The organism is Anabaena sp. AL09 (assembly GCF_001672255.1).
GTDB lineage: Bacteria > Cyanobacteriota > Cyanobacteriia > Cyanobacteriales > Nostocaceae > Dolichospermum > Dolichospermum lemmermannii.
In genome coordinates, this window is the sequence record NZ_LJOQ01000105.1 from 15083 (window position 1) to 40252 (window position 25170).

At 36.2% G+C, this 25170-nt stretch carries 22 protein-coding genes; 11 read left to right on the forward strand and 11 right to left on the reverse strand.

Annotated features, from left to right (window positions below; genetic code table 11):
- Positions 1 to 111: 111 nt before the first annotated feature.
- A complete protein-coding gene (gene cas12k / locus AN490_RS21525; RefSeq protein WP_300006879.1) occupies positions 112 to 504 on the reverse strand; it encodes a type V CRISPR-associated protein Cas12k in 393 nt (130 codons plus the stop codon).
- Positions 505 to 701: 197 nt separating this feature from the next.
- Here cas12k and AN490_RS21530 point away from each other — a divergent pair, with 197 nt between their 5' ends.
- Both AN490_RS21530 and AN490_RS21535 read left to right on the forward strand, forming a co-directional pair.
- Positions 702 to 3824: an N-6 DNA methylase gene (locus AN490_RS21530; protein WP_300006881.1), complete on the forward strand. Its 3123-nt coding sequence runs from the start codon at positions 702 to 704 to the stop codon at positions 3822 to 3824.
- A gap of 121 nt (positions 3825 to 3945) precedes the next feature.
- On the forward strand, positions 3946 to 4587 hold the full coding sequence (locus AN490_RS21535; RefSeq protein WP_300006883.1) for a hypothetical protein: 642 nt from the start codon (positions 3946 to 3948) through the stop codon (positions 4585 to 4587).
- On the opposite strand, the gene AN490_RS21540 is transcribed toward AN490_RS21535, so the two are convergent.
- From AN490_RS21540 to sufB, 5 genes are all read right to left on the reverse strand, one after another.
- Complete coding sequence (locus AN490_RS21540) at positions 4565 to 4717, reverse strand: Mu transposase C-terminal domain-containing protein (protein WP_300006885.1); 153 nt, start codon at positions 4715 to 4717, stop codon at positions 4565 to 4567. The two genes, AN490_RS21535 and AN490_RS21540, sit on opposite strands and share 23 nt — an antisense overlap.
- Positions 4718 to 5182: 465 nt before the next feature.
- Entirely contained in the window at positions 5183 to 6448 is a 1266-nt protein-coding gene (locus tag AN490_RS21545; RefSeq protein WP_300006887.1) for a cysteine desulfurase, read from the reverse strand.
- Positions 6449 to 6601: 153 nt separating this feature from the next.
- Entirely contained in the window at positions 6602 to 7918 is a 1317-nt protein-coding gene (gene sufD, locus AN490_RS21550; RefSeq protein ID WP_300006889.1) for a Fe-S cluster assembly protein SufD, read from the reverse strand.
- Positions 7918 to 8703, reverse strand: coding sequence for a Fe-S cluster assembly ATPase SufC (sufC, locus tag AN490_RS21555; protein WP_300006891.1), 786 nt, complete (start codon positions 8701 to 8703; stop codon positions 7918 to 7920). Before sufC ends, sufD begins: the two co-directional genes overlap by 1 nt.
- Before the next feature lie 67 nt (positions 8704 to 8770).
- On the reverse strand, positions 8771 to 10210 hold the full coding sequence (gene sufB, locus AN490_RS21560) for a Fe-S cluster assembly protein SufB (protein WP_190383586.1): 1440 nt from the start codon (positions 10208 to 10210) through the stop codon (positions 8771 to 8773).
- Between the two features lie 238 nt (positions 10211 to 10448).
- On the opposite strand from sufB, the gene sufR reads away from it, so the two are divergent.
- From sufR to AN490_RS21585, 5 genes are all read left to right on the forward strand, one after another.
- Positions 10449 to 11120, forward strand: coding sequence for an iron-sulfur cluster biosynthesis transcriptional regulator SufR (gene sufR / locus AN490_RS21565; protein WP_300006894.1), 672 nt, complete (start codon positions 10449 to 10451; stop codon positions 11118 to 11120).
- 167 nt (positions 11121 to 11287) lie between these two features.
- Positions 11288 to 11983, forward strand: coding sequence for a hypothetical protein (locus tag AN490_RS21570; RefSeq protein ID WP_300006896.1), 696 nt, complete (start codon positions 11288 to 11290; stop codon positions 11981 to 11983).
- A 49-nt stretch (positions 11984 to 12032) separates the two neighbouring features.
- The gene (locus AN490_RS21575; RefSeq protein ID WP_300006898.1) at positions 12033 to 12503 is read left to right on the forward strand and encodes a hypothetical protein; all 471 of its coding nucleotides are present in this window, start codon (positions 12033 to 12035) and stop codon (positions 12501 to 12503) included.
- A gap of 27 nt (positions 12504 to 12530) precedes the next feature.
- Positions 12531 to 15338 carry a CHAT domain-containing protein gene (locus AN490_RS21580; RefSeq protein ID WP_300006900.1) on the forward strand — a complete coding sequence of 936 codons (2808 nt, stop codon included), beginning with the start codon at positions 12531 to 12533 and terminating at the stop codon, positions 15336 to 15338.
- A gap of 117 nt (positions 15339 to 15455) precedes the next feature.
- A complete protein-coding gene (locus tag AN490_RS21585; RefSeq protein WP_300006902.1) occupies positions 15456 to 16103 on the forward strand; it encodes a Uma2 family endonuclease in 648 nt (215 codons plus the stop codon).
- A 27-nt stretch (positions 16104 to 16130) separates the two neighbouring features.
- On the opposite strand, the gene AN490_RS21590 is transcribed toward AN490_RS21585, so the two are convergent.
- Positions 16131 to 16649, reverse strand: coding sequence for a DUF29 family protein (locus AN490_RS21590; protein ID WP_300006904.1), 519 nt, complete (start codon positions 16647 to 16649; stop codon positions 16131 to 16133).
- Between the two features lie 606 nt (positions 16650 to 17255).
- Between AN490_RS21590 and AN490_RS21595 the strand changes: the two genes are divergently transcribed.
- The 3 genes from AN490_RS21595 (at position 17256) to AN490_RS21605 (ending at position 20008) form a co-directional block, all read left to right on the forward strand.
- Positions 17256 to 17516, forward strand: a complete 261-nt coding sequence (locus AN490_RS21595; RefSeq protein WP_271821960.1) for a hypothetical protein — start codon at positions 17256 to 17258, stop codon at positions 17514 to 17516.
- A gap of 242 nt (positions 17517 to 17758) precedes the next feature.
- Positions 17759 to 19447, forward strand: a complete 1689-nt coding sequence (locus AN490_RS21600) for a SulP family inorganic anion transporter (RefSeq protein WP_300006906.1) — start codon at positions 17759 to 17761, stop codon at positions 19445 to 19447.
- A 6-nt stretch (positions 19448 to 19453) separates the two neighbouring features.
- Positions 19454 to 20008, forward strand: a complete 555-nt coding sequence (locus tag AN490_RS21605; RefSeq protein ID WP_300006908.1) for a carbonic anhydrase — start codon at positions 19454 to 19456, stop codon at positions 20006 to 20008.
- A 101-nt stretch (positions 20009 to 20109) separates the two neighbouring features.
- Here the strand turns inward: AN490_RS21605 and AN490_RS21610 are convergent, their stop codons facing one another.
- Positions 20110 to 20436, reverse strand: coding sequence for a YbjQ family protein (locus tag AN490_RS21610; RefSeq protein ID WP_027402424.1), 327 nt, complete (start codon positions 20434 to 20436; stop codon positions 20110 to 20112).
- Between the two features lie 258 nt (positions 20437 to 20694).
- Here AN490_RS21610 and AN490_RS21615 point away from each other — a divergent pair, with 258 nt between their 5' ends.
- Positions 20695 to 21375, forward strand: a complete 681-nt coding sequence (locus AN490_RS21615; protein ID WP_300006912.1) for a tetratricopeptide repeat protein — start codon at positions 20695 to 20697, stop codon at positions 21373 to 21375.
- Positions 21376 to 21525: 150 nt separating this feature from the next.
- On the opposite strand, the gene AN490_RS21620 is transcribed toward AN490_RS21615, so the two are convergent.
- The 3 genes from AN490_RS21620 to AN490_RS21630 form a co-directional block, all read right to left on the reverse strand.
- Complete coding sequence (locus AN490_RS21620) at positions 21526 to 21675, reverse strand: nicotinate phosphoribosyltransferase (RefSeq protein ID WP_168695838.1); 150 nt, start codon at positions 21673 to 21675, stop codon at positions 21526 to 21528.
- Between the two features lie 273 nt (positions 21676 to 21948).
- On the reverse strand, positions 21949 to 23751 hold the full coding sequence (locus AN490_RS21625) for a hypothetical protein (RefSeq protein WP_300006914.1): 1803 nt from the start codon (positions 23749 to 23751) through the stop codon (positions 21949 to 21951).
- 179 nt (positions 23752 to 23930) lie between these two features.
- Positions 23931 to 24908: a carbohydrate kinase gene (locus AN490_RS21630; protein ID WP_300006916.1), complete on the reverse strand. Its 978-nt coding sequence runs from the start codon at positions 24906 to 24908 to the stop codon at positions 23931 to 23933.
- Positions 24909 to 25170: the final 262 nt, after the last annotated feature.

The following is a 25170-nucleotide window of genomic DNA, read 5'->3' on the forward strand; positions in this document are numbered from 1 at the left end:
TTTTGCTACGCCAAAACAATGAATTGATTTCTCAAATTAGTTTCTAGAAATTATAGAATTTATTAGACATACAGAACAGGCGCTACTAAGCGTCTTTTTTGTATACCTAAACTATGGCTGAGTTTTAGCAGGATTTTGGGGAGCAAATTGAGCCAAAATTTCGGCAGATTTAGTCTGAAGTATATCCAAGGAGACTCCACTGGCTTCTACTAATTCAGTATCACTATTGAGCATTTCTAACCAGCGCAGTTTGCCGTCTAGTTGGGACTGAAACCGCTTCATTAAGGCAAACCAGGATTTATAAATATAGTTTACTGATGCTGTGGCACTGGTGTAAAACCTTGCAGGTTGCCCGATGAAGCGCGGATCTATTTTCAAGGGTTCACACAGTTCTTTGACTATACCTGTGGGGTGTTTACCTTTTTGTCGCCATGTTTCAAATTCTGGGTGTTTACCAATTTGACTCAGTAGTTCGTTAATCAGTGGGGTGTTTTTCTCTGCCAATCGCTTGCTTTTAATGAAAGTGCGATTCCTACGGAGCGCTTCGCTATCGCTCTAAATAAAATTTTATGAACTATATTTAAATATTATTATTGCAGCAGTGGATAATACTCCTGTACTCTTGAAGAATATCAATCAATATCATGACAATGTGATGGTTGAAATGTGAAACTATACTTTAATGCAGCATAAAAAACGGAATGTCACAGTCTGGACTACTTGAACTAGCACATGAAAAGCTTCACTGGCCAACTCCAAAAGAAATTTTGGAGCCATCTGGTGCTGGTCCAAGTGTTTATGCACAAATTGCTAAAGAAAAATTAGGTAGAACTATCAGCAAACTTTCAGATGGTCATGGTGTGCAAATAGGCGTGCTGGCTGGAAATTCTCAAGGTGACTCAACAGAAACACCTATTGCCTTAGTGTGCGATTTTCCAGGAGAAGTATCAGAGGAAACATTAAAGAAAACTTATCAACTTGCTTGGAGTTTTTCTCGTACACCATCACTAATTACAACAGAACCTAATCGCTTAAGAATTTGGACGTGCTATGAAGAACCTCCAAACAAAGATGATATTATCAATCCTGTAGTTGATGTTTCTAAACGGGAAATTGAGTCATTTAATCAGGTATCTCTTTCAGGTCAAGCTGCTGAAACTTTGCGGTTACACTGGGCTGATTTAGTATCAGGTCAATTTTTTCAAGAACATAGCCAGCGATTTCAACGTAGTCAAGCTGCTGACCAGATGCTATTGAAAAATCTGAAAAGTGTTCGGAAAAGACTTCAAAAAAATAAACTTGATGATGATACAATTCATGATTTACTAGCAAGAATTATTTTCATTCAATTCCTTTTTGACCGTCAAGATTCTGAAGGTAATCCGGGCTTAAATACAACTTTACTGGATTATTTATATATAACTGAGAAATTATTATCGGCTAGATACTCTCGTTTAGCTGACATATTAAGAAATCATATAGATACTTATCAGTTTTTCCGTTGGCTCAACGGCAAGTTCAATGGTGATTTGTTCCCAGGTAAAGGTGCTACAGAAGAAGAACGTGAAGCTGAATGGCAAACAGAAGAACAAAAAGTTAAACAACCTCATCTAAATATACTTGCTGATTTTGTCAGTGGTCATGTAGACATTGAAACTGGACAATTAAGTCTATGGCCATACTACCATTTTGACGTTATACCTTTAGAGTTTATTAGCAGTATATATGAGGAGTTTGTTAGTAAAGAATCTGGCACAGGAGTTCATTACACACCAGAACATATAGTTGACTTTGTACTAGATGGTGTTTTACCTTGGGATAGTCAAGAATGGGATATCAAGATTCTTGATCCTGCTTGTGGTTCAGGAATTTTTCTGGTTAAAGCATTTCAGCGTTTAATTCATAGATGGGAACAAGCTCATCCGAAAACAATTCAGCCAAGTGATTTAAAATATTTATTAGAAAATAATTTATTTGGTGTTGACGTAGATGCACAAGCAGTAAGAGTAGCATCTTTTAGTCTTTATTTAACCATGCTTGATAAAGTTGAACCTCAATATTATTGGGAGAATGAGTTTCGCTTTCCTAGATTACGTGAACGTCAACTAATTGCTGCTGATTTTTTTGAAGAAGATAAAGAAGGTTTTCGTTCTGTTCAAGATGCTGGTAAATATGATTTAGTCGTTGGTAATGCACCTTGGGGTAGAAATACTGTTACTCCAGCAGCAAAATCTTGGGCTGGAGATGTTTGGACAATAACTTACGGTAATATCGGTCCACTTTTTCTGCCAAAAGCTGCTACTTTAACTAAATCTGGTGGACAAGTAGCAATGATGCAACCTGCAATGGCTTTGATTTTTAATCAGGTTGGCACTGCTCAAGAATTTCGAGCTAGGCTTTTTTCAGAGTTCAAAATTGAAGAGATAGTTAATTTGTCTGCATTACGTTTTGGACTTTTCAAAGATGCTATTTCTCCTGCTTGTATCATTACAATGTCCATAATACCTCCTGATGGTGAGCCTTTGACATACATTTGTCCCAAGCCCGTTATGACAAATGAGGATGACTATCATATAGTAATTGAGCCAGATTATGTTAATACAATTTACCCACAAGAAGCGATCGCAAACCCATTAGTTTGGACAGCTTTAATGTGGGGTGGTAAACGTGATCTATCCTTGGTAAGAAGATTGAATCAAGAATTAAGTATTGAAAAACTTAAATCCCGTGGCATTGCTAAAACACGCCAAGGAGTAACAAAAGGTGATAGAAGAAAAGTAGAAAATAGTCTAGTGAATAAACGAATTCTGAAATCGTCTAAACCACTTGATAGCAGTTTTCTCTACCTCAATGCTCAAATACTTCCTATAAATAATGATCCATACATTCACTCTGGTACTGGTTTAAGTAGCCTATCTGCATTCCAACTTCCACAAATGATTGTAAAACAAAGTTGGCAGAAAAGTAGCGGCAGATTTCGTTCAGTAATAATTGATCCTGAGAGTACAAATCAAGGAATTATCTGCTCTGAAAGTTATGTGAGCATACATATTGACGAAGAGTATATTTTACAATTAAATTCTGCTTGTCTAGTATACAACAGTAAGTTAGCTGTCTACTATCTACTACTTTCTAATGGTCGTTTTGCATCATATATTCCTGAAATAAAACCAAGCGATTTACTGGATGTGCCAATACCTGAATTATCAGTAGGAGAATTACATAATATAAAAACAATTGATGATATAGATGAGCGCATACGACAAGCTTTTGAATTCAAAGATAGTGAATGGGTGCTAATTAATGATCTATTCAATTACACCCTGCCAGACTTTAAAGGAGATGGTGCTTCTCCAGGACGCAAAAGAACTCACCGTATAGATAATAGTCAATCTCAGAATAATACTGAACCTGAACTTACGGCATATTGTGAGTATTTCTTGCGAGTTCTTAAAGCAGGATTTGGACAAGATAAACAAGTTTGTGCCACCATATTTCAGGAACAAACTAACACTCTTCTTCCTATTCGCTTAGTGGCTATTTATCTTAATAAGCCTGATTCTGAAGGTGTTCATATTAAACCTATTGACTCCCCTGATTTAATGGAACGCTTAGAAAATTTAAATAAGTTGTATCTAGAAAGAGGAAGTATAGAAGACGGTGGCATCTTTTATCAGCGTGTTGCCAGGATTTATGATTCTGTAGAATTGAATGGAGTAAAAATTCCTACTATTTATTTAATCAAACCTGACAAAATTCGTTATTGGACTCGCTCTATGGCTTTAAGAGATGCTGACGAAGTAGCCGCAGATATTATGACTTAGATATATATCTGAGATTAATTAACTAAATTTAAACGCAAAATATTAGTAGTACAGGAGTTAAATTTTGATTAGAAGACGGCAGACAATTTCGGAATTAAGATGGCCAGAGACAGATGAATTCATGGCGATTTCTAAGGATTGGTGTGAAACAGCATCAATCAATATACTTACTTTTGTGTGGAAAGGATATGATTTATTAGTAAACGAGGTATTCTCAGAAATTGATTGTAGTCAAGCTGAAGATGATATTGAAAGAGATATCACTCAACTGCTTGAGCCAGAAATTCGCAGCGTTATGACAGGGGATGAGCCATATTATGTTCAACATGGTTCTTATGAAAGGGAGACTCGTCAAGTTGCACCAGCACAACCAAAAGAGTATGACATTGCATTTATTCTTAGAAAGAATAGAAGGATTATATGGCCTTTAGAAGCTAAAGTTTTAAAAACAGATGGCGCAGTAGGTGAATATGTAAAAGAGATAAATGAAAATTTTATAACTTGCAAGTATGCACCCTTTTCTTATGAAGGAGGAATGCTCGGTTATATTTTTTCCGGTGATCCTAACAAAGCTTTTACCAATATTGAGACTAAAGTACCATGCACATTAAATGATCATCCAGATTTTCCAACTCGTGATCACAAAACCTCGGATCACCAGCGAGTAGTTCCTTCAGGAAAGTTATATCCGGTGAACTTTAGATGTCACCATTTACTATTAAAAATAATTGCCCCAGCCCCTACTGATACATCATCAGTATAGATACAAGACTTGCAATTAATCGCAACACTACGCTTTCCCCAGCGTAACCAGCCAAGTTTTCACCCCGATAGGTAAGATTTTCAAATTGCAGATATCCACCCCTGTAAATCGAGCGTCGAGTTTGTTTCATCAAACAAATACGCAAGTCTTCTTCTGAGATTAAACTGGATCTCGCTATCTTCTACTTCATCGTCATTGGGTTTATCATTTTGTGTTTCTAGCATATATGTTTATTAAAAACATAGTTGAATTATACTCTATCGGAGGACAATTAATTTGTCAAGTAAAGTCAAGGTTGGAAAAAGCATGATTTTTAATATAGGACAACTAATTTGTCAAGTTTTTAAACTCGGACACTTATTTTGTCAATTGATGTTGAAGAGGCTCAATATAGGCTAAAATAACAAAACCCTTACATAGCAAGGTTTTAGGCGTTAATATTTTTGTGGACATTAATTTGTCAAGTGGTCAAATAATTTGGCAAGCGACAGACATGGACTTTTGTAAAATCACGAAAAACCTAGATTTGTAGGGGTTTAGCATTGCTAAACCCCTACCCGCTTAAATCAAATAATTAAGCCTTCCCACCCTACATTTACTCAGCAAACACACCAGCAAAAAAGTCCAAAGTCTCCTTCAAAGCTTTGATGAAAACATCAATTTCCTCACGGGTATTGTAAAAAGATAAACTTGCCCGTGCAGTTCCTGCTAAACCTAGATGACGGTGTAATGGTTGAGTACAATGATGTCCAGAACGAATTGCCACACCTTCTTGATCTAACAAAGTTGCTAAATCATTAGCGTGAACACCTTCTGCCGTAAAAGCTGCTAATGCGGCTCTCCCTTCCCCTTCAGCATTGGGTTTTGGTCCGTGGATTCTAATTTGGGGTATTTGTGCTAATTGCGCGAATAAATAAGCCGTTAATTCCGCTTCATAAGCATGGATTTTATCCATACCGATATTAGTAAGATAATCTATGGCTGCACCAAGGGCGATCGCTTCCCCAATAGCCGGAGTACCAGCTTCAAATTTATGGGGTAATTCTGCATAGGTGGAATGGTCTAAAAATACCTCTGCAATCATCTCACCACCACCGAAAAATGGCGGCATTGCTTCCAGTAATTCCAACTTACCATACAAAAAGCCAATGCCAGTGGGAGCGCACATCTTATGTCCAGAAGCTACCAACCAATCACAGTCAAGTTCTTGAACATCAATAGGAGTATGGGGGACACTTTGACAAGCATCAAGTAAGAATTTCGCACCGTATTTATGAGCAATTTCGGCTATTTCTTTAGCTGGATTTATGCAACCCAAAGTATTAGAAATATGCACGATAGACACCAGTTTTGTTTTTTCAGAAATCAGTTTTTTAAACTGTCCTAAATCAAAAGTTTCTTCTGGTGTTAATTCGACAAACTTCAATATTGCACCCGTTTTTTGAGCGACAAATTGCCAAGGAACGATATTACTATGGTGTTCCATGACCGAAAGAATAATTTCATCTCCTCGCTGTAAATTGTTCATTCCCCAACTGTAAGCGACTAGGTTAATAGCCTCAGTTGCGTTGCGGGTGTACACAATTTCTTGGCGTGATTTAGCATTAATAAATTTAGCGATTTTATCACGCGCACCCTCATAAGCATCAGTAGCTTTTCCGCTGAGAAAATGTGCGCCACGATGGACATTAGAATTATATTGTTCGTAATAATCACGCCAAGCATTTAATACGAATAAAGGCTTTTGAGAAGTAGCCGCATTATCGAGATAAACCAGGGGTTTACCGTGGACTTCCTGATGTAAAATAGGGAAGTCAGAACGAACTTTATCAGCGAGAGATTTGGTAGAAGTGATGACCATTTTTAATAAAGAGTTCAGGAGAATTTTAAACCGCCAAGGAATGAATTCCCTGGCTAATAGCAGAAGTCGGTTTTAACCGACTATTAATTATTCAGAAATTTAGTTCGTTTTAACGAACTTTAGCTATTAGACTTGTACTTTAGTGCAAGGCATTTATTTATTCATGAGACTGGTAACAGTTCTCAACAAACTCTCACGCAAAGAAGCAACAGGAATAAAGTTAATAACTTCCATTGCGAAACCATTAACTAATAATTTGCGAGCATTATTTTCATCAATGCCGCGACTTTGCAGGTAGAATATTTGATCATCTTCCAACTGACTGACAGTAGCACCGTGAGCGCATTTAACATTATCAGCAGTGATTTCTAATTGCGGTTTGGTGTCAATTCTGGACTTAGATGATAATAGCAAATTGCGATTTAATTGAGATGCGTTAGTTAATTGCGCCAGTTTGGGAACAAATATTTTACCATTGAAGACACCATGAGCGCGATCGCCTATAATGCACTTATGTAACTGTTTACTCACACCATGGGGATGATTTAAAGACAAAGCACTGTGAGTATCAGCCAATTGATTATTAGCAATCACAGTCAAACCATTCAGCGTCGTTTCCGTTTGTTCACCAGTTTGCAAAATCTCCAAATTGTGACGAGAGATTTTACCCCCAACCGTCACAGCATTACAACTATAACGACTATATCGCGCCTGAGTAACAGCAGTTTTCCCAACATGAAAAGCCGCAGCACCTTCTCGCGCAATTCTATTATGACTCACCTGAGCATTTTCATTTACCCAAATTTCCGTCACACTATTAGTGAAGTAAACACCCTCATTTTGTGAAGATGCAATATACTCTTCAATTAAAGTTACTTGAGAGTTACTTTCAGCTACTACTAAAACGCGAGGTTGGGAAATAGTCGCAGACTCACCAGAAACAGAAATAAATAATAGATGAATTGGTTTTTCCACCACCACATTTTTACCAACCCATACAACAGCGACATCATTTAAAGCCGCAGTATTTAAAGCCGTAAAAACTTCCTTCGCACCTTCCGCTTGAGCTAAATATTCCCCTACAATCTCACTGGATAAAACATCCAAATTACCAACAATTAACCCAGCAGGTAAATTTTCAGTATTAGATAAATCAGGTGAATACACACCATTAACAAACACTAACTGCTGAGAAACTTCAGGTAAAATATCAGATTCTAAAGATGTTTCCTGAAACATCCCTAACTTAAAATCTACCTGTTTCAAAGATGATAAATCAGTAAACCGCCATTCTTCCTCGCGGGTATTGGGAATAACAGAATGACGAACCCATTTAGCAGCACCGTCACGAAGTTGTTTTAAGCAATCATCCTTTTCCGATACAGTTACCTGATTTAACAAACCAGTTAAAAAAGGATCTCTATCTAATAGAGAATTAGGAATAGAAGTAAGAGAAACTGGAATAGACATTACACACCCACTCCCAAAGCTTCTTCGAGAACCCAATCATAACCGCGAGATTCCAACTCAAGTGCTAACTCTTTACCACCACTTCTGATAATTTGTCCTTGCGCCATAACATGAACAAAATCAGGAACAATATAATCAAGAAGACGCTGATAGTGAGTAATCATAATTGTGGCATTTTCAGCATTGGTTAACTGATTAACTCCATTAGCAACAATTTTCAAAGCATCAATATCCAAACCAGAATCAGTTTCATCTAAAATCGCCAACTTTGGTTCTAAAATCGCCATTTGCAGAATTTCATTCCGCTTCTTTTCCCCACCAGAAAAACCCTCATTCACACTGCGATTAAGAAAAGAAGAATTCATCTTCACAATATCCAACTTTTCCTCAACCAAATCATCAAAATCGAAAGCATCAACCTCCTCCAAACCTCTAGATTTCTGGCGAGAATTATAAGCAACTCGTAAAAAATCTAAATTACTCACACCAGGAATTTCCAGAGGATATTGAAAAGCTAAAAACACACCACCCCTAGCCCTTTCTGCTGCTTCCATTTCCAAAAGATTTTGGTTTTGGAAAACCACCTCACCACCAGTAACAGTATAAGCTGGATGTCCCGCCAAAACCTTAGAAAACGTACTCTTCCCAGAACCATTCGGACCCATAATCGCGTGAACTTCCCCAGCGCGAACCTGCAAATTCAACCCCTTTAAAATCGGAGTTCCATCAACATCAGCCGTCAAATCCTTAACCGACAAAATCAAATCACTATTCTCAATAATCATCTTTTCTCTCTCTTCCTTCTTCTTCTTTCTTTCTTCGCGCTCTTCGTGTCTTCGTGGTTCGTTTCTCTTAACCCACACTACCTTCCAACTTCAGACTCAACAACTTATCAGCCTCAACAGCAAACTCCATAGGTAACTGATTAAAAACATCCTTACAGAAACCGCTAATCATCATCGAAATAGCATCTTCCGAAGAAATACCCCGTTGAGCAAAAAAGAACAATTGATCTTCACCAATTTTAGAAGTAGAAGCTTCATGTTCCACCTTTCCCGTATTATTCTGAACTTGAATATAAGGAAAAGTATTAGCTTGAGCATTATCTCCAATTAACATCGAATCACATTGAGAATAATTTCTCGCACCTTTTGCAGTGGGATTAATCTTCACCAAACCCCGGTAACTATTACTAGATTTACCAGCAGAAATTCCTTTAGAAATAATAGTGCTGCGGGTGTTTTTCCCAACGTGAATCATCTTACTTCCAGTATCAGCTTGCTGCATATTATTTGTTAATGCAACCGAGTAAAATTCACCGACGGAATTATCACCAATCAAAACGCAACTAGGGTACTTCCAAGTAATAGCAGAACCGGTTTCTACTTGAGTCCAAGAAATCTTAGAATTGACACCTTGACACAAACCACGCTTGGTGACAAAGTTGTAAATTCCGCCTTTACCATTAACATCACCAGCGTACCAGTTCTGTACAGTAGAATATTTAATTTCCGCATTATCTAAAGCTACCAATTCGACAACCGCAGCGTGTAATTGGTTGCTGTCGTACATTGGTGCTGTACAACCTTCTAAATAAGAAACATAACTTCCTGCTTCGGCGACAATTAAAGTCCGTTCAAATTGTCCTGTATCGCCGGTGTTAATGCGGAAATATGTAGACAATTCCATTGGACATTTTAAGCCTTTGGGAATATAAACAAAAGAACCATCACTAAACACAGCCGCATTTAAAGCTGCGAAATAATTATCAGCAATGGGAACAACGCTACCCAAATATTTTTTAATCAGTTCTGGGTGTTCTTGTAAAGCTTCGGAAAAAGAACAGAAAATTACGCCATCTTTGGCAAGTTTTTCTTTATATGTAGTCGCAACAGAAACACTATCAAAAATCGCATCAACAGCAACATTCGTTAATCGCTTTTGTTCATTTAAAGGAATACCTAATTTTGCAAAGGTTTCCAATAAAGTTGGATCAACTTCGTCTAAACTGTTGAGTTTTGCTTTCTTTTGTTTCGGTGCGGAATAATAAATAATATCCTGATAATTAATAGGCGGATATTGGACATGAGACCAAGTTGGTTCTGTCATTTTCAGCCATTGATGATATGCTCGGAGACGATATTCCAGCATAAATTCCGGCTCATTCTTTTTGGCGGAAATTAGGCGGACAACATCTTCGCTTAACCCACGGGGAATAGTATCGGCTTCAATATCGGTAACAAAGCCGTACTTGTAAGGTTGGTTGACTAAGGTGGTGACGGATGCGCTCATCGGTTCTCTTCTGTTCTCTTTAAAGGACGGGCGACGGGTTGCACAAAGCTAATTCCCGTTTTCTGTTACCAATTCCTAACAGGACTGCTAGAATAGGTTTAACGACTAAAACAATTCGGCTGTTGTTTAATCTATTTTCATTGTACGATAGATTAACAACAACAATGTTGTTTAAGTTAAATTTTCAGAAAAAAAAGTTTTTTATTTTGGGACGTTTGCGAAGCGTCTAGTAGAGAAGATGGCGACTACCCAGCAGACCTCAACTAAGCAGGATATCCTAGAGTATCTATTGAAACAATCACAAGCAACGGCTGTCGAGTTGGCTAACTTTTTGGATGTGAGTCCCCAAGCGATTCGCCGTCATTTAAAGGATTTAGAGACGGAGGAGCTAGTTATATATTCGGTATCAGAACAACCGAGTATGGGCAGACCCCAGCACGTTTATCATTTGAGTCGGGGGGGAAGATCACATTTGCAAAAAAGTGCTAACCGCTTAGGTGATGGTTATGGTGAGTTTGCGGTTTCTCTCTTGGATACCTTAGCGGAAACTGTGGGACGTGACCAAGTAAAGTCTATTTTACGGAAACAGTGGGAACGTAAAGCCCAAGAATATCATGAACGGGTGGGTAATGGTTCTTTGCAGGAACGGGTCGCAAATTTGATAGAATTGCGAAAGGCTGAAGGTTTTATGGCGGAGTTTCACGCTGTGGAATCAGATGCTAGTGGTGCGGAAAGATTCATTTTTGTGGAACATACCTGCGCTATTTCTGATGTTGCGGAATCTTTTCCCAGCGTTTGTGGTCATGAATTGGAGATGTTTGCGGCTATTCTCCCAGATTGTACTGTGGAACGGACTCACTGGTTGATTCATGGTGAACATCGTTGTGGTTATTTGGTGGAAAAAAGTTAGGTGGGGGTTATTTGTGTGCTTCTATACCCACCCGGAAATCAATTTCCGGGCTAATAGTTTAAGTACGTTAAAACGTACTCTGGTTAACTAAATAAATTGTTACTTTACAAAACCATTAAAAATATATAAACTAAATAAAAAATTTTATTATTTTTCAGGTATATATTTTGCATCCACAACAGATTAAGGAACAACTCAAATTATTAATTGAGGAAGCATCAACCATAGATCCCAGTTTAGCAATTAGGTTAAATCAGATTAATAACTGGATTAAAGATGTTAGACCTGGTACACTGATGTCTAAACGTTTTGTGCTTTTGTTTTTACAACAATTTATTCGAGATACAGAAATTAGACTTGATATAAAACGTTTAACTTCTGAAGCAGAAAGACAAGACGTTTATGAATTAATGACACCTTCTGAAAGATACTGGTATGGTGAATTGTTTCCTAGATGGTTAAGTAAAAATGATCCCAAATTTCATATTTGGAGAAAAAAATTAATGTCTGGTGAGTTCAATCAGGAGGATGAAAAATTAATTAATTTGATTGCTGATGTGATTAAACGGAATGGTGGTCAAGCCTTACAACGCTATATTATAGACTTATCTATGGCAAGTGATATAATAGTTAGTAGTATTCAAGAACAACCCCTTTGTATTCAACTAACTAGCCAATCTCAAGAATTTACACAAGCAAAATCTGATGATTGGGAAAATACTTTGATTTCTTGGGGAATAGCAAGAGGATTATTTTTAAGTTTTAATCCTGGTGAAAGTGATTTTATCAATCAAATAGTTAATTTAGCACTAGATAAGAGTGATAATCTGAATAATGGTATTTATCAAAAAATAAATTTATAGTGTTTGGTTAGTTTGATTGTGTATAGCAAAAATTCTCACGGAGGTAATTATGATTAACCAAGAAATTACTGAACATCAAAAAAGACTAGAACAGTTTTTACAGCATTTAGAATCAGCCCGTCAATTAGAAGATGATATTATGAAATATGGGTTAGAAGCGGCTGATTTATATTTTGAAGATATAGATGGTGATTGGTTGGAAACTTGGGGGGATGATGACGATGAACCCGGTTATATTGAGAAACTTACTACTTTCTTAGAAAGTGATGATGTGGTTGCGGTGGAGGTACGGGAACGGTTACAGGATAAGTCTCTTGATGAAATTATTGGTGGTTTAGAATATTGTTTGAGTCAGTTAAAAGAAGAGGATCGAATTTTTGCTGCTAAGGATTTTTTATTTGGTGATGTTGTGGTTTCTGAAAGTTGTCGCGCTTCTGGTAATAGTAGTTATATTGATGAGGTTGAGTTGTTGGCGTTGGCGGAGGATTTGATGGAGAGGTTGAAGGAGATTTTGGGTTAATTTTTATTTAATTAAGGTGCAATAAATATGGCTAATGGATTTGGTAAAAAACAAAAACGATGTAAGTTAAAGCGCAGAGATTATTTAGACTTTTTACACCAAAGTTTAGGGACAATTAGAGATAATAAAGCTGATGTAGCAAGAAAAATAATAGAGGATAATTTAGATAAACTAGATCAGAATTTTCTATCTATATTCAGAGATTGGGCAACTGAAACTCTGCCGCAGCTAGAAGCAGATAAAGCTGATGAAAGAGCTTTAAATATTGCTGATTTCAGCAAAATAATACAAGAAATTCCAGAAAATAACCCAGTCAAAAAGGCTATATATATTGAAATTACTATTGCTGGTTATGAAGTTGCACTACTTAGTTTGATTCAAGATTCATATTCTGAAATAAGGGCTAATATACAATACGATTTGGGTAATGCTTACTGTGACCGTATTAGAGGTGATGATTGGGTAATAAATAGAAAAAAAGCAATTGAAGCTTTTGAAAGTGCTTCAGAATTTTATAATCGTAAGGATTTTCAACCAAGGTGGGCTGATATTCAAAATAATTTAGCAACTGCGTATTCTGATTTAGTTGTTATTGATGAAGCAAATATAGAAAAAGCGAAATTATGTTGTGAAAATGCGTTAGAAATTTATATTCTTGAAAATTGTCAAGAAGATGTGGCAAGGGCTATGAATAATTTAGGTTCTATTCATAGAAATAGAAAAGAAGAGGATAAACAAGATAACTTAGAATCTTCTATCAGTTATTATAACTCTGCTTTAGAGATATATAAACGTGATGAAGTTTACCTAGAAGACTGGGCTAGAATACAAGACAGTCTGGGTAATACTTATGTTGATTTGAGTAAAGAAAAAGGAACAAATTATTTAGAACAGGCATTTTATCACTATAGTCAGGCTTTAGAAGTTTATAAACTGGAAGATTTTCCAGAAGACTGGGCAAGAGTTCAAAATAATTTAGGTATGTTTTATTTTGAACAAGGAGATATTAAGCAAGCAATAGCTTGTTTCCGGTTATCTCTAAAAGTGTGTACACCTACGACATTGCCTACAGATTGCCTTGATTATGGTGGTAATTTTGGAGATGTATGTTTTGCCTCACAATATTGGAAAGAAGCCATTGAAGGATATAATTTTGCTGTGCAATCAGTGGAACAAATACGTTCTTGGAGTAGATCAGAAACTCGTCGTCAACAGATTTTACATGGAACTATAGACATTTACGAAAACATTGTAGAAGCCAGCATCAATATTGGACAACTAGATCAAGCTTTTGAATACTCAGAACGTTTCCGTTCTCAACGTCTGGTAGAATTAATGGCGAGTTCTCATATCTCCCAAGGTGAAAATATACCACCAAAAGTCCAAGATTTATTACAAAAATACGAAGAATTACAACAACAAATTGACATAGAACGCCAAAATCATAAATCAGAAAATAAGCGTAGTGAAACCCGCGCTATTTGGAAAGCAGACAATAATGAAAAAATCAAATCATTAGAAATTGCAAAACAAGAAATTTGGGAACAACTCAGAAAAGAAGATCCCATTTTAGCAGGTGAAATTCAAGTTAAACCTCTAAGTTTATCAGAAATTCAGCAATTGATTGATTATCCCAAAACCGCTATCCTCAGTTTCTACACTACCAACTCTGACACCCATATTTTTATGATTACCCAAAATTCAATTTATCTGCATACCTGTATGGGTGAAGGTTTAGAAAGATTACAAAACTGGATTGCACAAAATTGGTTATTAAACTATATCCATCATCCTGAAAAATGGAAAAACGAAATGGAACATTTTCTCCATGAACTTGGAGAGAGATTACAATTATCAAAAATAATCTATCAATATCTTCAAGACATAGAAGAATTAATTATAGAACCTCATTTGTTATTACATCAAATACCTTTTGCTGCTTTACCTACAGGAGAATATCAAGAATATTTGGTAGATAGATTTTTAATTCGTTATACTCCCAGTTGTCAAATTTTAGATTTTTGTCATCAAAACAAAAATAAGAAACGCCTAAATTTAGATATTCAAGATTTACAATATGGTATAGTGGCAGACACCGTAGATAATGACCCTCTACCTTTTTCCAGATGGGAAGATGAACAAATTGCTAAAATGTTTAATATTCCAGCAGATAAAAGGTTAATAGGTAGTAGTCAAGCTACAGTTCAAAATTACCGAAAATTAGCTGAACAGGTGCAAATTCTTCACAGTTGTCACCATGCTGAATCTTGTTTATATAATCCTTTAGAATCTCAGTTAAAATTAGGTGATGGTAGTATTACTTTAGGTCAATTGATGTCTCCTGAGTGGCGTTTACCTAATCTTATAGATGTGTTTCTTTCTTGTTGCGAAACTAATTTAGATAACCCAGATATAACTGATAATTTACTCACACTTTCCACTGGTTTTTTATGTGCTGGTGCGATAAGTGTAATTAGTTCCTTATGGCAGGTTGATGATTTAGCCACTGCGCTATTTTCTATATTTTACTATCAACAAAGACAAGAAGGTAAAAATCGTCCAGAAGCACTAAAACAAGCACAAATTAAACTGCGGGAACTAAGAAAAGCAGATTTAGAAGAAATATCCCAAGCAGTAGAAAATCAGCGTAAACAAGCTAGAAATCAAAAAAAACAATACCCAGAAGATTCAAAAGAATATTTAGAGTGCGATTTCCAACATAAAAAATCCCTAAAAATACTAAATACAATTAATTACATCCAAAAATCAACAGCAGAATTTCCCTTTGCACATCCCCGTTATTGGTCGGCTTTTATTGCTCAGGGATTACAATAATATCAAGTTAAAAATTGACAACCTTTTGTTATCAACTCCGCTTGATCAATCATTTTCTCTAATTGAAATTGATGATAGTGATATAATAGAATAATTAAAACTGCGAGGTGAATTTCTATGGTAACTCTAACACCTACTTACAGCGACACTCACACCAATAGCGTTATCCTCCATAATATTTCTTGGAATACTTTTGAACGAATTTTATTAGAAACAGGTGATGATCGCCATAACAGGTTTACTTATAATCAGGGAATCTTAGAAATTATGACTCCATTAATGCCCCATGAACACAATAACCGTTTGTTACAAAATCTAATTATTGTTTTAGTTGAAGAGTTAAATCTCAATGTCAAAAGCACTGGTTCATTAACTTGTAAAAGAGAAGATTTAGCTAGAGGTGTAGAACCTGATTCTAGTTTCTATATTCAAAATGAACCAATTATGAGAAATAAAACCAGTTTAGATTTAACTCAAGATCCCCCACCTGATTTAGTCATAGAAGTTGATTATGCTAGTTCTTCTATTGATAAATTACCGATTTATTTAGCTTTAGGTGTTCCTGAAGTTTGGCGTTATGAAGAACCTGTGATGCAAATTTATAGTTTATCTGAGGATAAATATATTCCTTGCAATGGTTCACCAACCTTTGCGAATTTACCTTTAAATACAGAAGTTCCTCAGTTTTTGGCTTCTAGTTTACAAGTGGGTGAGGTATCAATGATTAAGAATTTTCGGAGTTGGTTAAAAACACAAATTTCCTGATTAAATTAAGAAGTCGGGGATATTTAACTACTTGCGATTAAACCAACTTTCCCCACCTGGTAACTGTATTAAAACTTCCGTTGTAGCTTTCGGTAAACTTTTAGCTGAATGTTCATAAGTCAAAGTTAAAAATTGATACCCTTTTGCTATCAACTCCATTTTATCAATCATTTCCTCTAATTGAAATTGATTGTACGCACCATTTAAAACCTCATCACTAGCATCAGCTATAGCTTTCTCTATCACTTCCTCTAAAATTAAATCTTCCCATTCATCAACATTAATATAATAAGATTTTTTATTTTCTTTTAAGTTGATATCCTGAATTCCTACCACTGCATTTCTGATAGAAGCTGCCCAAGAGTTAGTTAGCCGTTGTTCAATTTGATTTTTAATTAGATGTATTAATAAAATCTTTAAAAAAGACTTTATTTGTTGTATGATTGCTTTTTTACTCATCCCCTCCAAATCATCCACAATAGCTAAAGCATCACTATAACGCTGTTCTAAAATACTATTTCTGAGGTCTATTAATTCCTGTGTCATTGATATATTAACCTCAAATTAACTCAACTAGATTTAATATAGCATAATTTAAGAATTTAGGTTCTACCGTTCCCCTTATGATCAAACATCCTTTTAATATATCCAAAACCATTGGTGTACATGGGTTTAATCTAAATTAATAAGCGATCTCCAATCGGTGTAGGGGTTTCAGGGATATTTTACCGAAAATATCATAAAGGGAGCGGTAGAGCCAGAATTTATTTGATAAGCAACAGAAGTAAATATATGCCATTTTAGCATAGCACAGGAATATTTAAGAGGATGTTTTAAAAGTATTAGATGAAACCGATAATCTCCAAAAACCTAACCCCCCTGCCCCCCTTCCCTACGTTAGCGCAGCGTGCCGAAGGCTGGGAAGGGGGGTTTCAAAGCCTCTCCCCGCTTCGGGGAGAGGTTTACAAGAGGGGTTTGTTTATACATTCAAAACTTTTCAAACACCCTCTAAGCTTAAATATAATCATATCCAAAAATTAAAAGGAGAATTTTCCTTTGCACATCCCCGTTATTGGTCAATCTTTATTGCTCAGGGATTACAATAATATGATTTAATGGTAGAAAGGCAATTAAACAGAATTTTGAATTTTTATGGATATCGCCCCTAATCAATCATCAACTCAATTTTTATCTTCAGAAGAATCAGCCCAAGTTGACGCGGCTTTGTTATCTTCTCCTGAAAAGTTTTTAAGTAGATTGACAATTTCCTCTTTGCGGATTTTACAACATATTGCCAAGGAATATGATGTTTCTATTGAGGAATTGACGACAAAGCAAATTATTACCTGGTTTGAGATTGATGCCAAAATTAGAAGAGAGAAAGGGATTGAGGAAGCGTTTTTGAAGTGGTAAGTTGTGTCTTGCAGTAATCTTTTCACTGTTCAACGCCAATATAAAGTATTGGGGGTTGACAATTGATTTAAAATTTGCTATGATGGTTTCGATAAGGAAGAACTATCTTGTAATAAATACCATAAGAAATCGCGTGTTTGGTAGACAGCGATGTTTTAGAGAGCAAAATTAAACCTTACTAACAAGTAAATAACTATTACTGCGTGTATCAACTAATTTTGTATAAGAGTTGAAATAACAATATGGCAATCTCTGATACCCTGCAAGAATCAAAACTTTCCCGTCTAGGACGCTGGTTTAGTAGCTTGCGTGGCGATTTGACGGGAGGATTAACAGCAGCAGTAGTAGCATTACCTTTGGCTTTAGCTTTTGCTGTAGCCAGTGGAGTCGAACCAAAAGCGGGACTCTATACCGCTATTGTCGCGGGAATTGTGGCGGCCATTTTTGGCGGTTCTCCAGTCCAGATTACCGGACCAACGGGGGCAATGGCCGTGGTTTTGGTGGGAATTGTTGCTAAATACGGGATTGAGAAAGTTTGGATTGCTGGAGTAATGGCTGGTATGATCCAAATTGCTTTGGGTGTGGCCAAACTTGGACAGCTAGTGAAGTTTATTCCCTACCCAGTGACAGCAGGTTTTACTAATGGGATTGCTGTTATTATTTTTTGTGGTCAATTAAATAATTTCTTTGGTTTAAAACTACCCCGAAGTGAACATTTTTTGCCGGGAGTTTGGCAAAGTTTAACTCATGTAGAAGCTTTAAATTGGTCAGCAGTGGGACTGGCAATTGTGGTAATTGTCACTACAGTTTTGTGGCCGAAGATTAATAATACCATACCCAGTTCTTTGGTGGGGTTGGTGTTAGCGACGGGAATAGCTACTTATTTCCATCTGAATATTCCCACAATTGGCGCGATTCCCCAATCTTTACCCATGCCCCAAGGGATTCCCCACTGGAATGATTTTAGTGTAATTCGAGAACTAATTAATCCAGCTTTGGCTTTGGCAGCATTGGGAAGTATTGAATCTTTATTATCAGCGGTGGTGGCTGATGGGATGACTGTTAGTGAGAAACATAATAGCGATCGCGAATTAATTGGTCAAGGGTTAGCAAATATCATTGTCCCATTTTTTGCTGGTATTCCTGCCACGGGGGCAATTGCGCGAACTGCTGTTAATGTCCGTTCTGGTGGAAAAACCCGACTATCTGGAGTAATTCACGGTGCTGCATTAGCCATGATTGTGCTAACTTTAGCACCCCTAGCGGCACAGATTCCCCTAGCGGCATTAGCGGGAATCCTGATGGTAGTTAGTGTGCGAATGATTGAATGGGAAGCCATTGGTTTATTAATGCGGGCTACCTATTCTGACTTTGCGGTGATGATTCTGACTTGGTTGGTAACAATCTTATTTGACTTAGTTCTCGCTGTCGAGGTAGGATTAATTGCTGCCGGCGCTTTGTTCATCAAACGCATGAGTGATTTAAGTTTAGTGAAGATTCCCGAAACCGAAGTATTCCCCCCCGGAACTTCGCTAGAATTAGGGAAAGAAATTGCTGTTTATCGAGTAGATGGTCCGGTATTTTTTGGGGCTGCGGAGAGATTTGCTACCTTTATTCGAGATGAACCAGAGGTAAAATACTTAATTCTGCGGTTGCGGTTTGTGCCAAATATGGATACCACTGGGTTAGTAGCGTTAGAGGATATTTACCACGACTTAGAACGCCATAATTGCTGTTTAATTCTCACAGGTTTACAACCGGAAGTTAAACAACTGCTAGAACGTTCAGGATTGTTAGAAACTATTGGTTTATCAAATTGTTTTGAAACAACCACAGATGCTATTTGTTCTATTTCTCCCCAGATTGTCGGATGTTTGCAACCGGGCGCAACTGATTTAAAATCAAAAGAATTGATGGAATTAAATGACTAATCAAATATGAATAAAAATATCAATCAGTGTCTTTGTTGTTCTAGTCGTCGTCATTTTCTGATATCTTTTCTTCCGGGAGTAATAGCCTTTACTGTCCTGCAATCAGCGCAATCAGCTAAGGCCGAAGTTCATCAAACAAAAGCGTTAGTTCTCAGTTGTATTGACTTTCGGTTTTTAACAGCAGAACAGTCTTTTTTAAGGAATAAAAATCTCACAGATAAATATGATTTAACAGCTTTAGCAGGTGCTTCATTAGCTTTAACAGGATTCCCCCACCCATCTGATGCTGAAGCATTTTGGGATCAGTTAGATATCTCCTACAAACTCCATCATATCAACAAAGTTATTATTATTGATCATCAAGATTGTGGGGCTTATGCAATGATGATTGATCCTAATTTAAGTAAAGATCCAGAACGAGAGTTGCAAGTACATACAGATTATTTAAATCAAGCGTATTCATCAATTCGCAGTCGCTATTCTGATATTGAAATTGAAATGTATTTTGCAACTCTCAATCAAGGAGAATTTCCACAAATTTTCCCAAAACTTGAAAAATGAAACATTAAAAATTGTCAAATCAAGAATTATTAACCGCAAGAGTTGTTTACTCTTTCTTTGGTCATAAATTGCTACAAAATCAGCAAAATATTAACGAAATATTAACGAATTTTTACGGCTGTTCCTGTGGCTGTAATGACTAATAAAACACCAGATTGATCAACATTAATTGTGCCTGTATCAACGGCAATACCGACAACCGCATCTGCGCCTAAACGTTGCGCTCTTTGTTCTAATTCTTCCATTGCTTTCCGTTGTCCCTCTTCAAAGAGACGCTCATAGCTACCAGTGCGGCCACCGACAATATCTCGAATACTCGCTAAAAAATCCCGCAGGAAGTTGCTACCATAGACAACTTCGGCTGTAACAATACCTAAGTATGATTGAATTACAGCACCTTGAATAACATCAGTAGTAGTTAAAAGCATAAATTTAGGTAAAATAGGTAATTATGGCCAAATTTAGGGACAAATATCCGTTCATACTTCATTATACCTGTAATTTTGTGTAATTTATCAGTACCGATTGGCGAAAAGATTAATTTATTGCTATAATTCCGAAGGTGTCAAGTGATTTAAGAAATTATTAATATTGTATAAATGTGAATAAATACAGATTACAAAGATTAATATTTTTGTTTTAATGTACGAATAAAAACGGTTTAAGAGAATTTAGGAAAATTTACTATGTACAAAAAAACATCACTTCTGTTAACTGCTTTATTATTAGGATGTTTATTTATTAGTACACCTGTAGTAGCGAAAGCTGATGTCTTAGTGACACAGGCGAATAATCCAGAGTTAAAAAACTTGATAGATGAGGGGAAGAGACTGGTAGATTCTAAAGATTATAATGGAGCGATCGCTGTTTATCAACAAGCAGCAAAATTAGATCCCAAAAATGAGAGAATTCATGCTGGTATTGGCTACTTATATACTCAACAAGGCAATTTTACCTCAGCCTTAGATGCTTATCGTCGAGCTATTGCCATTAATCCTAATAATAGTGATTTTTACTATGCTGTGGGTTATCTTAAAAGCAGTACGAGAGATAACAAAGGTGCAAAAGAAGCTTACCGTCGGGCTATCCAGTTAAATCGCAATAATGTCAACGCCTATTTAGGATTAGGAGTTGCTCAAACTAGCTTAGGTGATTATCAATCAGCCCTGTGGGCTTATGAACAAGCAGTTAATTTAGATAAAAATAATCCCCGCACCTATGAGTTAATTGGTTCTATGTTCAAACAAAAACGGCAAACTCCACAAGCAAATAAAGTTCTCAGGAAAGCATTAGATTTATATCAGCGGGGAAATGACACAGAAGGCGCTGCCAGAATACAAACAATGCTGCAAGAAATAGGCGGTTAAAAGCAGCTCATAGGATTCAGATCCCCGACTTCTTCAAGAAGTCGGGGATCTTTTTATTCACCAAATCTAGAACTCGTTATTTGCCAGTTCCTTGTTAAAACCTTGGGAATGCCACCCAAAGAAATGGTATGACTTTTCTCAAGTCAATACTTACCAAGCTGCTTTACCTTTTTTATATATACTACCTGTAAAAGGCTGTACCCCAGTCACAGGATAGGCATCATTAGCAGGGGTGAAAATCCGCATGAAGGCTTCAGAAATAAACTGAGCCATATCAATAAACATTTTGGAGATAGTCATAATACTATAGCCCCTTTTTTAAGTCTTTTAATTGGTGATATCTGCACTTTAATACTGTGATGATCTCTTTGCCCATATTCTTCATATATATATACTAAACAAAATCTTTTTTTTAATAACTTCGCAATACTTTATAATCGTGGTATGAATTATGTTATGCCTACGGCACGCTGCGCGAACGCGCAAAGGTACAAAGGAGCAAAGGTTGAGATTTTCCTGTTTTCTATTCAAATTTAACACATTGTAGAGACATTTGTGTTAAATTCAAACCTTTTATTTTTTATCCTTCTGTTTTTTTAGATAATCTTTAGCCCAAGCATAACGATATGAATCTTTTTTCAAGAGATAATTAACTAACTCTTGACGCTGTTTTTGATCGTTTGTCTTTTTCAAAACTGATTTAATTTCTGAATCCATATCTAAAGGTTTAGCACCTCGTTTGATTGCTTCACTAAACCATTTATCGCCTTCAAAATACTTACCTTGTTGATAACAAATAGCTCCCATTAATGTATAAGGGTGATGACTATCTGGTTGATACTTCATTGCTTGACGAGCGCAAATTTCCGCATCATCTAATTTATCAAAATCTCGAAATGCTCCACCTCTAGTAGTTAATAAGGCTGATTTGAGTTTATTATCTTCAATCTTGTTTAATGGTAAGTTATTGGTTAACTGTAATGCTAATTTTGATTTATCAGCTTTGCGTAAATGGCTACTAGCATTTACCAAATTCCATTGATTACCTGTGCGCTTTAATTCCTGTTGATAAAAATCAGCTTCAATAATATGGTATTTAGTCCGAATTTTATCATAAAAAAGTTCATTTTCTTGTAACCAAGCAACGTCTTGAGGTTCTATTCTTTCATCTTGTTCTAATTTTTGTAAGATAGAATACAAAGGACTGCTTGGTGATTTATATTTATCATCTAAAACAGCATATTTTGATTTTAAAATAGAAAATAGCCGTTCTTGAACTAAAATGATAATATCTTCACGTCCATTATTTTTTAACCATTGAATTTCTGAATTAGTCAATAATTCATCGGTTTCAATTTTAGATTTCAAATGCTTGGTATATTGATCATGAGCTACTTTAATTGTTTCCAGGAATTTACGCTTTTTCAGAAAGTTAATATCTTGTTCTCCTAAAAAATTACCGGAATCAATTATTTTCAGAACTTTATAAAGATGACATTTCGGGGATATATCCTCATATTCGGTGGCTTTGTACTTAATCTTCCAGGCTGCAAATTCCTTTATTTGTTCTCTTTCTTCAGCAATAGCAATAGTTTCAATCAGTTCTTGTTCTTGCAACCAGTTAATTTCCGTATCCATTAACGTTTCTTCCGCTTCCAGTTTTTGCAGAATTGCATATAATGGACTTGATAAATATTCACTTTTATATTTAGTAGCCTGATATTTTTCCTTTAACTGAATAAACTCATTTCGTTCTTCTGCTTCTTGCTGCTTGACAAATTCTAAAGTTTCTAAAAGTCCCTTTTCTATTAACCATTTATATTCTGTCTCATTTAAACGTTCTGATCTATCTATTTTTTTGAGAATAGGATAAAGTGGACTATCAGGATGAAAATCTTGATATCGAGTAGCTTTGTACTTAGACTTTAAGCTAGTAACTTTTTGAGTTTCAATAGCAATTGATGTTGTTGCTTTCCAACCATGGGATAGTAACCAATTAAATTCTTTTTCAGTGAGAAAATTACCTGAATCTATTTTACAGAGAATAAAATATAAATCGCTTGTTATCCAAGAAATATTATAGTTCTCAACTTTATATTTAGATTTTAACTTCGTAAATTCAACACCTAAACTTATCCTTTCTTTATTTCTCTGTTGCTGTTCTTTTTGAATAATATTGAAAGTTGTTGAAAGTTGTTCTTTCTGCAAATAAATAGATTCTAAATCAGTAAGTTCAATTCCTAAATCAGCTTTTCTGAGAATGAAATACAGTGGACTAGAAGGAGAAGAATATTCATACTTAGCAGCTTGGTATTTCTCCTTCAAATCAGCAAAATGTTGGCAACTAATTTCGTACTCTGGATTCAGATTAATCATACCTACAACAGAAATTCTAAAAATTTACTTTTTTTACTCTAAGGTATATGCGACTACAATGTCAATCACAATGCACAATATTAATCTTGTTAAGATAGCGGTATGCACTTAGATGAGATGCCGCAGGAATATCAGCCGATTGTGATTGTAACTGATATTCCCGTTGAATGTGCTAGTATTTAAAGTCTATGGGAAGCAAGAAAAGCCTCAACTTCCGCCGCAGTGGGTTGGGATGCGATCGCACCTGGTTTAATAGTAGTTAATGCTCCCACAGCACTGGCATAGGTGACAATCCTGTTTGCTGTATCTCCGTCTTTAAGGCTGTGAATCCCAACTTGTTGTAATTGATGAATAAACCCAGCCAAGAAACTATCTCCTGCACCAGTGGTATCCACTACAGACATGGAAAACGCCGGGATTTTACCTTCATTTTCCCCTAAACAATAGGCACAACCATTTTCACCATCTGTGACCAAAACCCCTTCCAAGGAATTGAGTCTATAAGTAATTGCTCCTGGATCAGTAGTATCAAATAGCCAATGTGCTTCCTCTTTGGTTAGTTTGAGAAAATCAAATCGCTTTAATAATGCCAGAATTTTGCTTTTAGCTGTATTTTCATCTTGCCAAAATACTGGTCGCCAATTGACATCGAGAATAATTTTTAGGTCATATTGTTCTGCTAAGTCTAAAGCCCGCAAAACAGCTTTTTCACTTTCAGGATAGGCTAGTTCTAAAGTTCCCACTACCAAAAAATCAGCTTCATTAAAAAGCGCCGGTGGCAATTTTGCAGATTCTAGACGGGTATCAGCGAATTCGGAAGTATCATATTTACCAAAACCTGCAAAAGTGCGATCGCCCCCCAAATCTCTAACCACGTATACTTGTCTAGTTGGTGCTATAGAATGACGTTGTACACCTATTATATCTACACCAACATCTTCTAATAATTTTACCAGTGTATTCCCTGCTTCATCCTCACCCACAGCACCAATAAATCCCGCTGATGTTCCCAACTTCACCAAAGCACAAGCCACATTAGCAGGCGCTCCTCCGGGGTAGGGAGTCCATGATTTCACTGCATCTAACTCAAGTCCCAATTGATCAGCTAAACAATCAAACAAGGCTTCACCAAGACATAAAATAGAGGGATTACTCATTGCATTTTTGATTTTCGATGGGGCATGATCTAAATTTAGTTTGACACTAATTGAAAATGAAGCTCCAGATCATCAGGTTTCCAGAATTATTTAACGCAGATAAACGCAGATAAACGCAGATAAATTACGTGTAAAGTTAAAATGAATACCTTTAATCTGTAGCATCTGTGACTACAAACCTAAAATTAAAAGAAAATCTTGATATTAGTATTATTAGTAACATTTAAAACTATCTACCTCGGAAAGAATCTTCTAGAATGAG

Bases quoted from the DNA above. Each gene is read 5' to 3' on its own strand.
- AN490_RS21530 (WP_300006881.1), top strand. From the start codon at position 702: ATGTCACAGTCTGGACTACTTGAACTAGCACATGAAAAGCTTCACTGG.
- AN490_RS21535 (WP_300006883.1), top strand. From the start codon at position 3,946: ATGGCGATTTCTAAGGATTGGTGTGAAACAGCATCAATCAATATACTT.
- AN490_RS21540 (WP_300006885.1), bottom strand. From the start codon at position 4,717: ATGAAACAAACTCGACGCTCGATTTACAGGGGTGGATATCTGCAATTT.
- AN490_RS21545 (WP_300006887.1), bottom strand. From the start codon at position 6,448: ATGGTCATCACTTCTACCAAATCTCTCGCTGATAAAGTTCGTTCTGAC.
- sufD (WP_300006889.1), bottom strand. From the start codon at position 7,918: ATGTCTATTCCAGTTTCTCTTACTTCTATTCCTAATTCTCTATTAGAT.
- sufC (WP_300006891.1), bottom strand. From the start codon at position 8,703: ATGATTATTGAGAATAGTGATTTGATTTTGTCGGTTAAGGATTTGACG.
- sufB (WP_190383586.1), bottom strand. From the start codon at position 10,210: ATGAGCGCATCCGTCACCACCTTAGTCAACCAACCTTACAAGTACGGC.
- sufR (WP_300006894.1), top strand. From the start codon at position 10,449: ATGGCGACTACCCAGCAGACCTCAACTAAGCAGGATATCCTAGAGTAT.
- AN490_RS21575 (WP_300006898.1), top strand. From the start codon at position 12,033: ATGATTAACCAAGAAATTACTGAACATCAAAAAAGACTAGAACAGTTT.
- AN490_RS21580 (WP_300006900.1), top strand. From the start codon at position 12,531: ATGGCTAATGGATTTGGTAAAAAACAAAAACGATGTAAGTTAAAGCGC.
- AN490_RS21585 (WP_300006902.1), top strand. From the start codon at position 15,456: ATGGTAACTCTAACACCTACTTACAGCGACACTCACACCAATAGCGTT.
- AN490_RS21590 (WP_300006904.1), bottom strand. From the start codon at position 16,649: ATGACACAGGAATTAATAGACCTCAGAAATAGTATTTTAGAACAGCGT.
- AN490_RS21595 (WP_271821960.1), top strand. From the start codon at position 17,256: ATGGATATCGCCCCTAATCAATCATCAACTCAATTTTTATCTTCAGAA.
- AN490_RS21600 (WP_300006906.1), top strand. From the start codon at position 17,759: ATGGCAATCTCTGATACCCTGCAAGAATCAAAACTTTCCCGTCTAGGA.
- AN490_RS21605 (WP_300006908.1), top strand. From the start codon at position 19,454: ATGAATAAAAATATCAATCAGTGTCTTTGTTGTTCTAGTCGTCGTCAT.
- AN490_RS21610 (WP_027402424.1), bottom strand. From the start codon at position 20,436: ATGCTTTTAACTACTACTGATGTTATTCAAGGTGCTGTAATTCAATCA.
- AN490_RS21615 (WP_300006912.1), top strand. From the start codon at position 20,695: ATGTACAAAAAAACATCACTTCTGTTAACTGCTTTATTATTAGGATGT.
- AN490_RS21620 (WP_168695838.1), bottom strand. From the start codon at position 21,675: ATGACTATCTCCAAAATGTTTATTGATATGGCTCAGTTTATTTCTGAA.
- AN490_RS21625 (WP_300006914.1), bottom strand. From the start codon at position 23,751: ATGATTAATCTGAATCCAGAGTACGAAATTAGTTGCCAACATTTTGCT.
- AN490_RS21630 (WP_300006916.1), bottom strand. From the start codon at position 24,908: ATGAGTAATCCCTCTATTTTATGTCTTGGTGAAGCCTTGTTTGATTGT.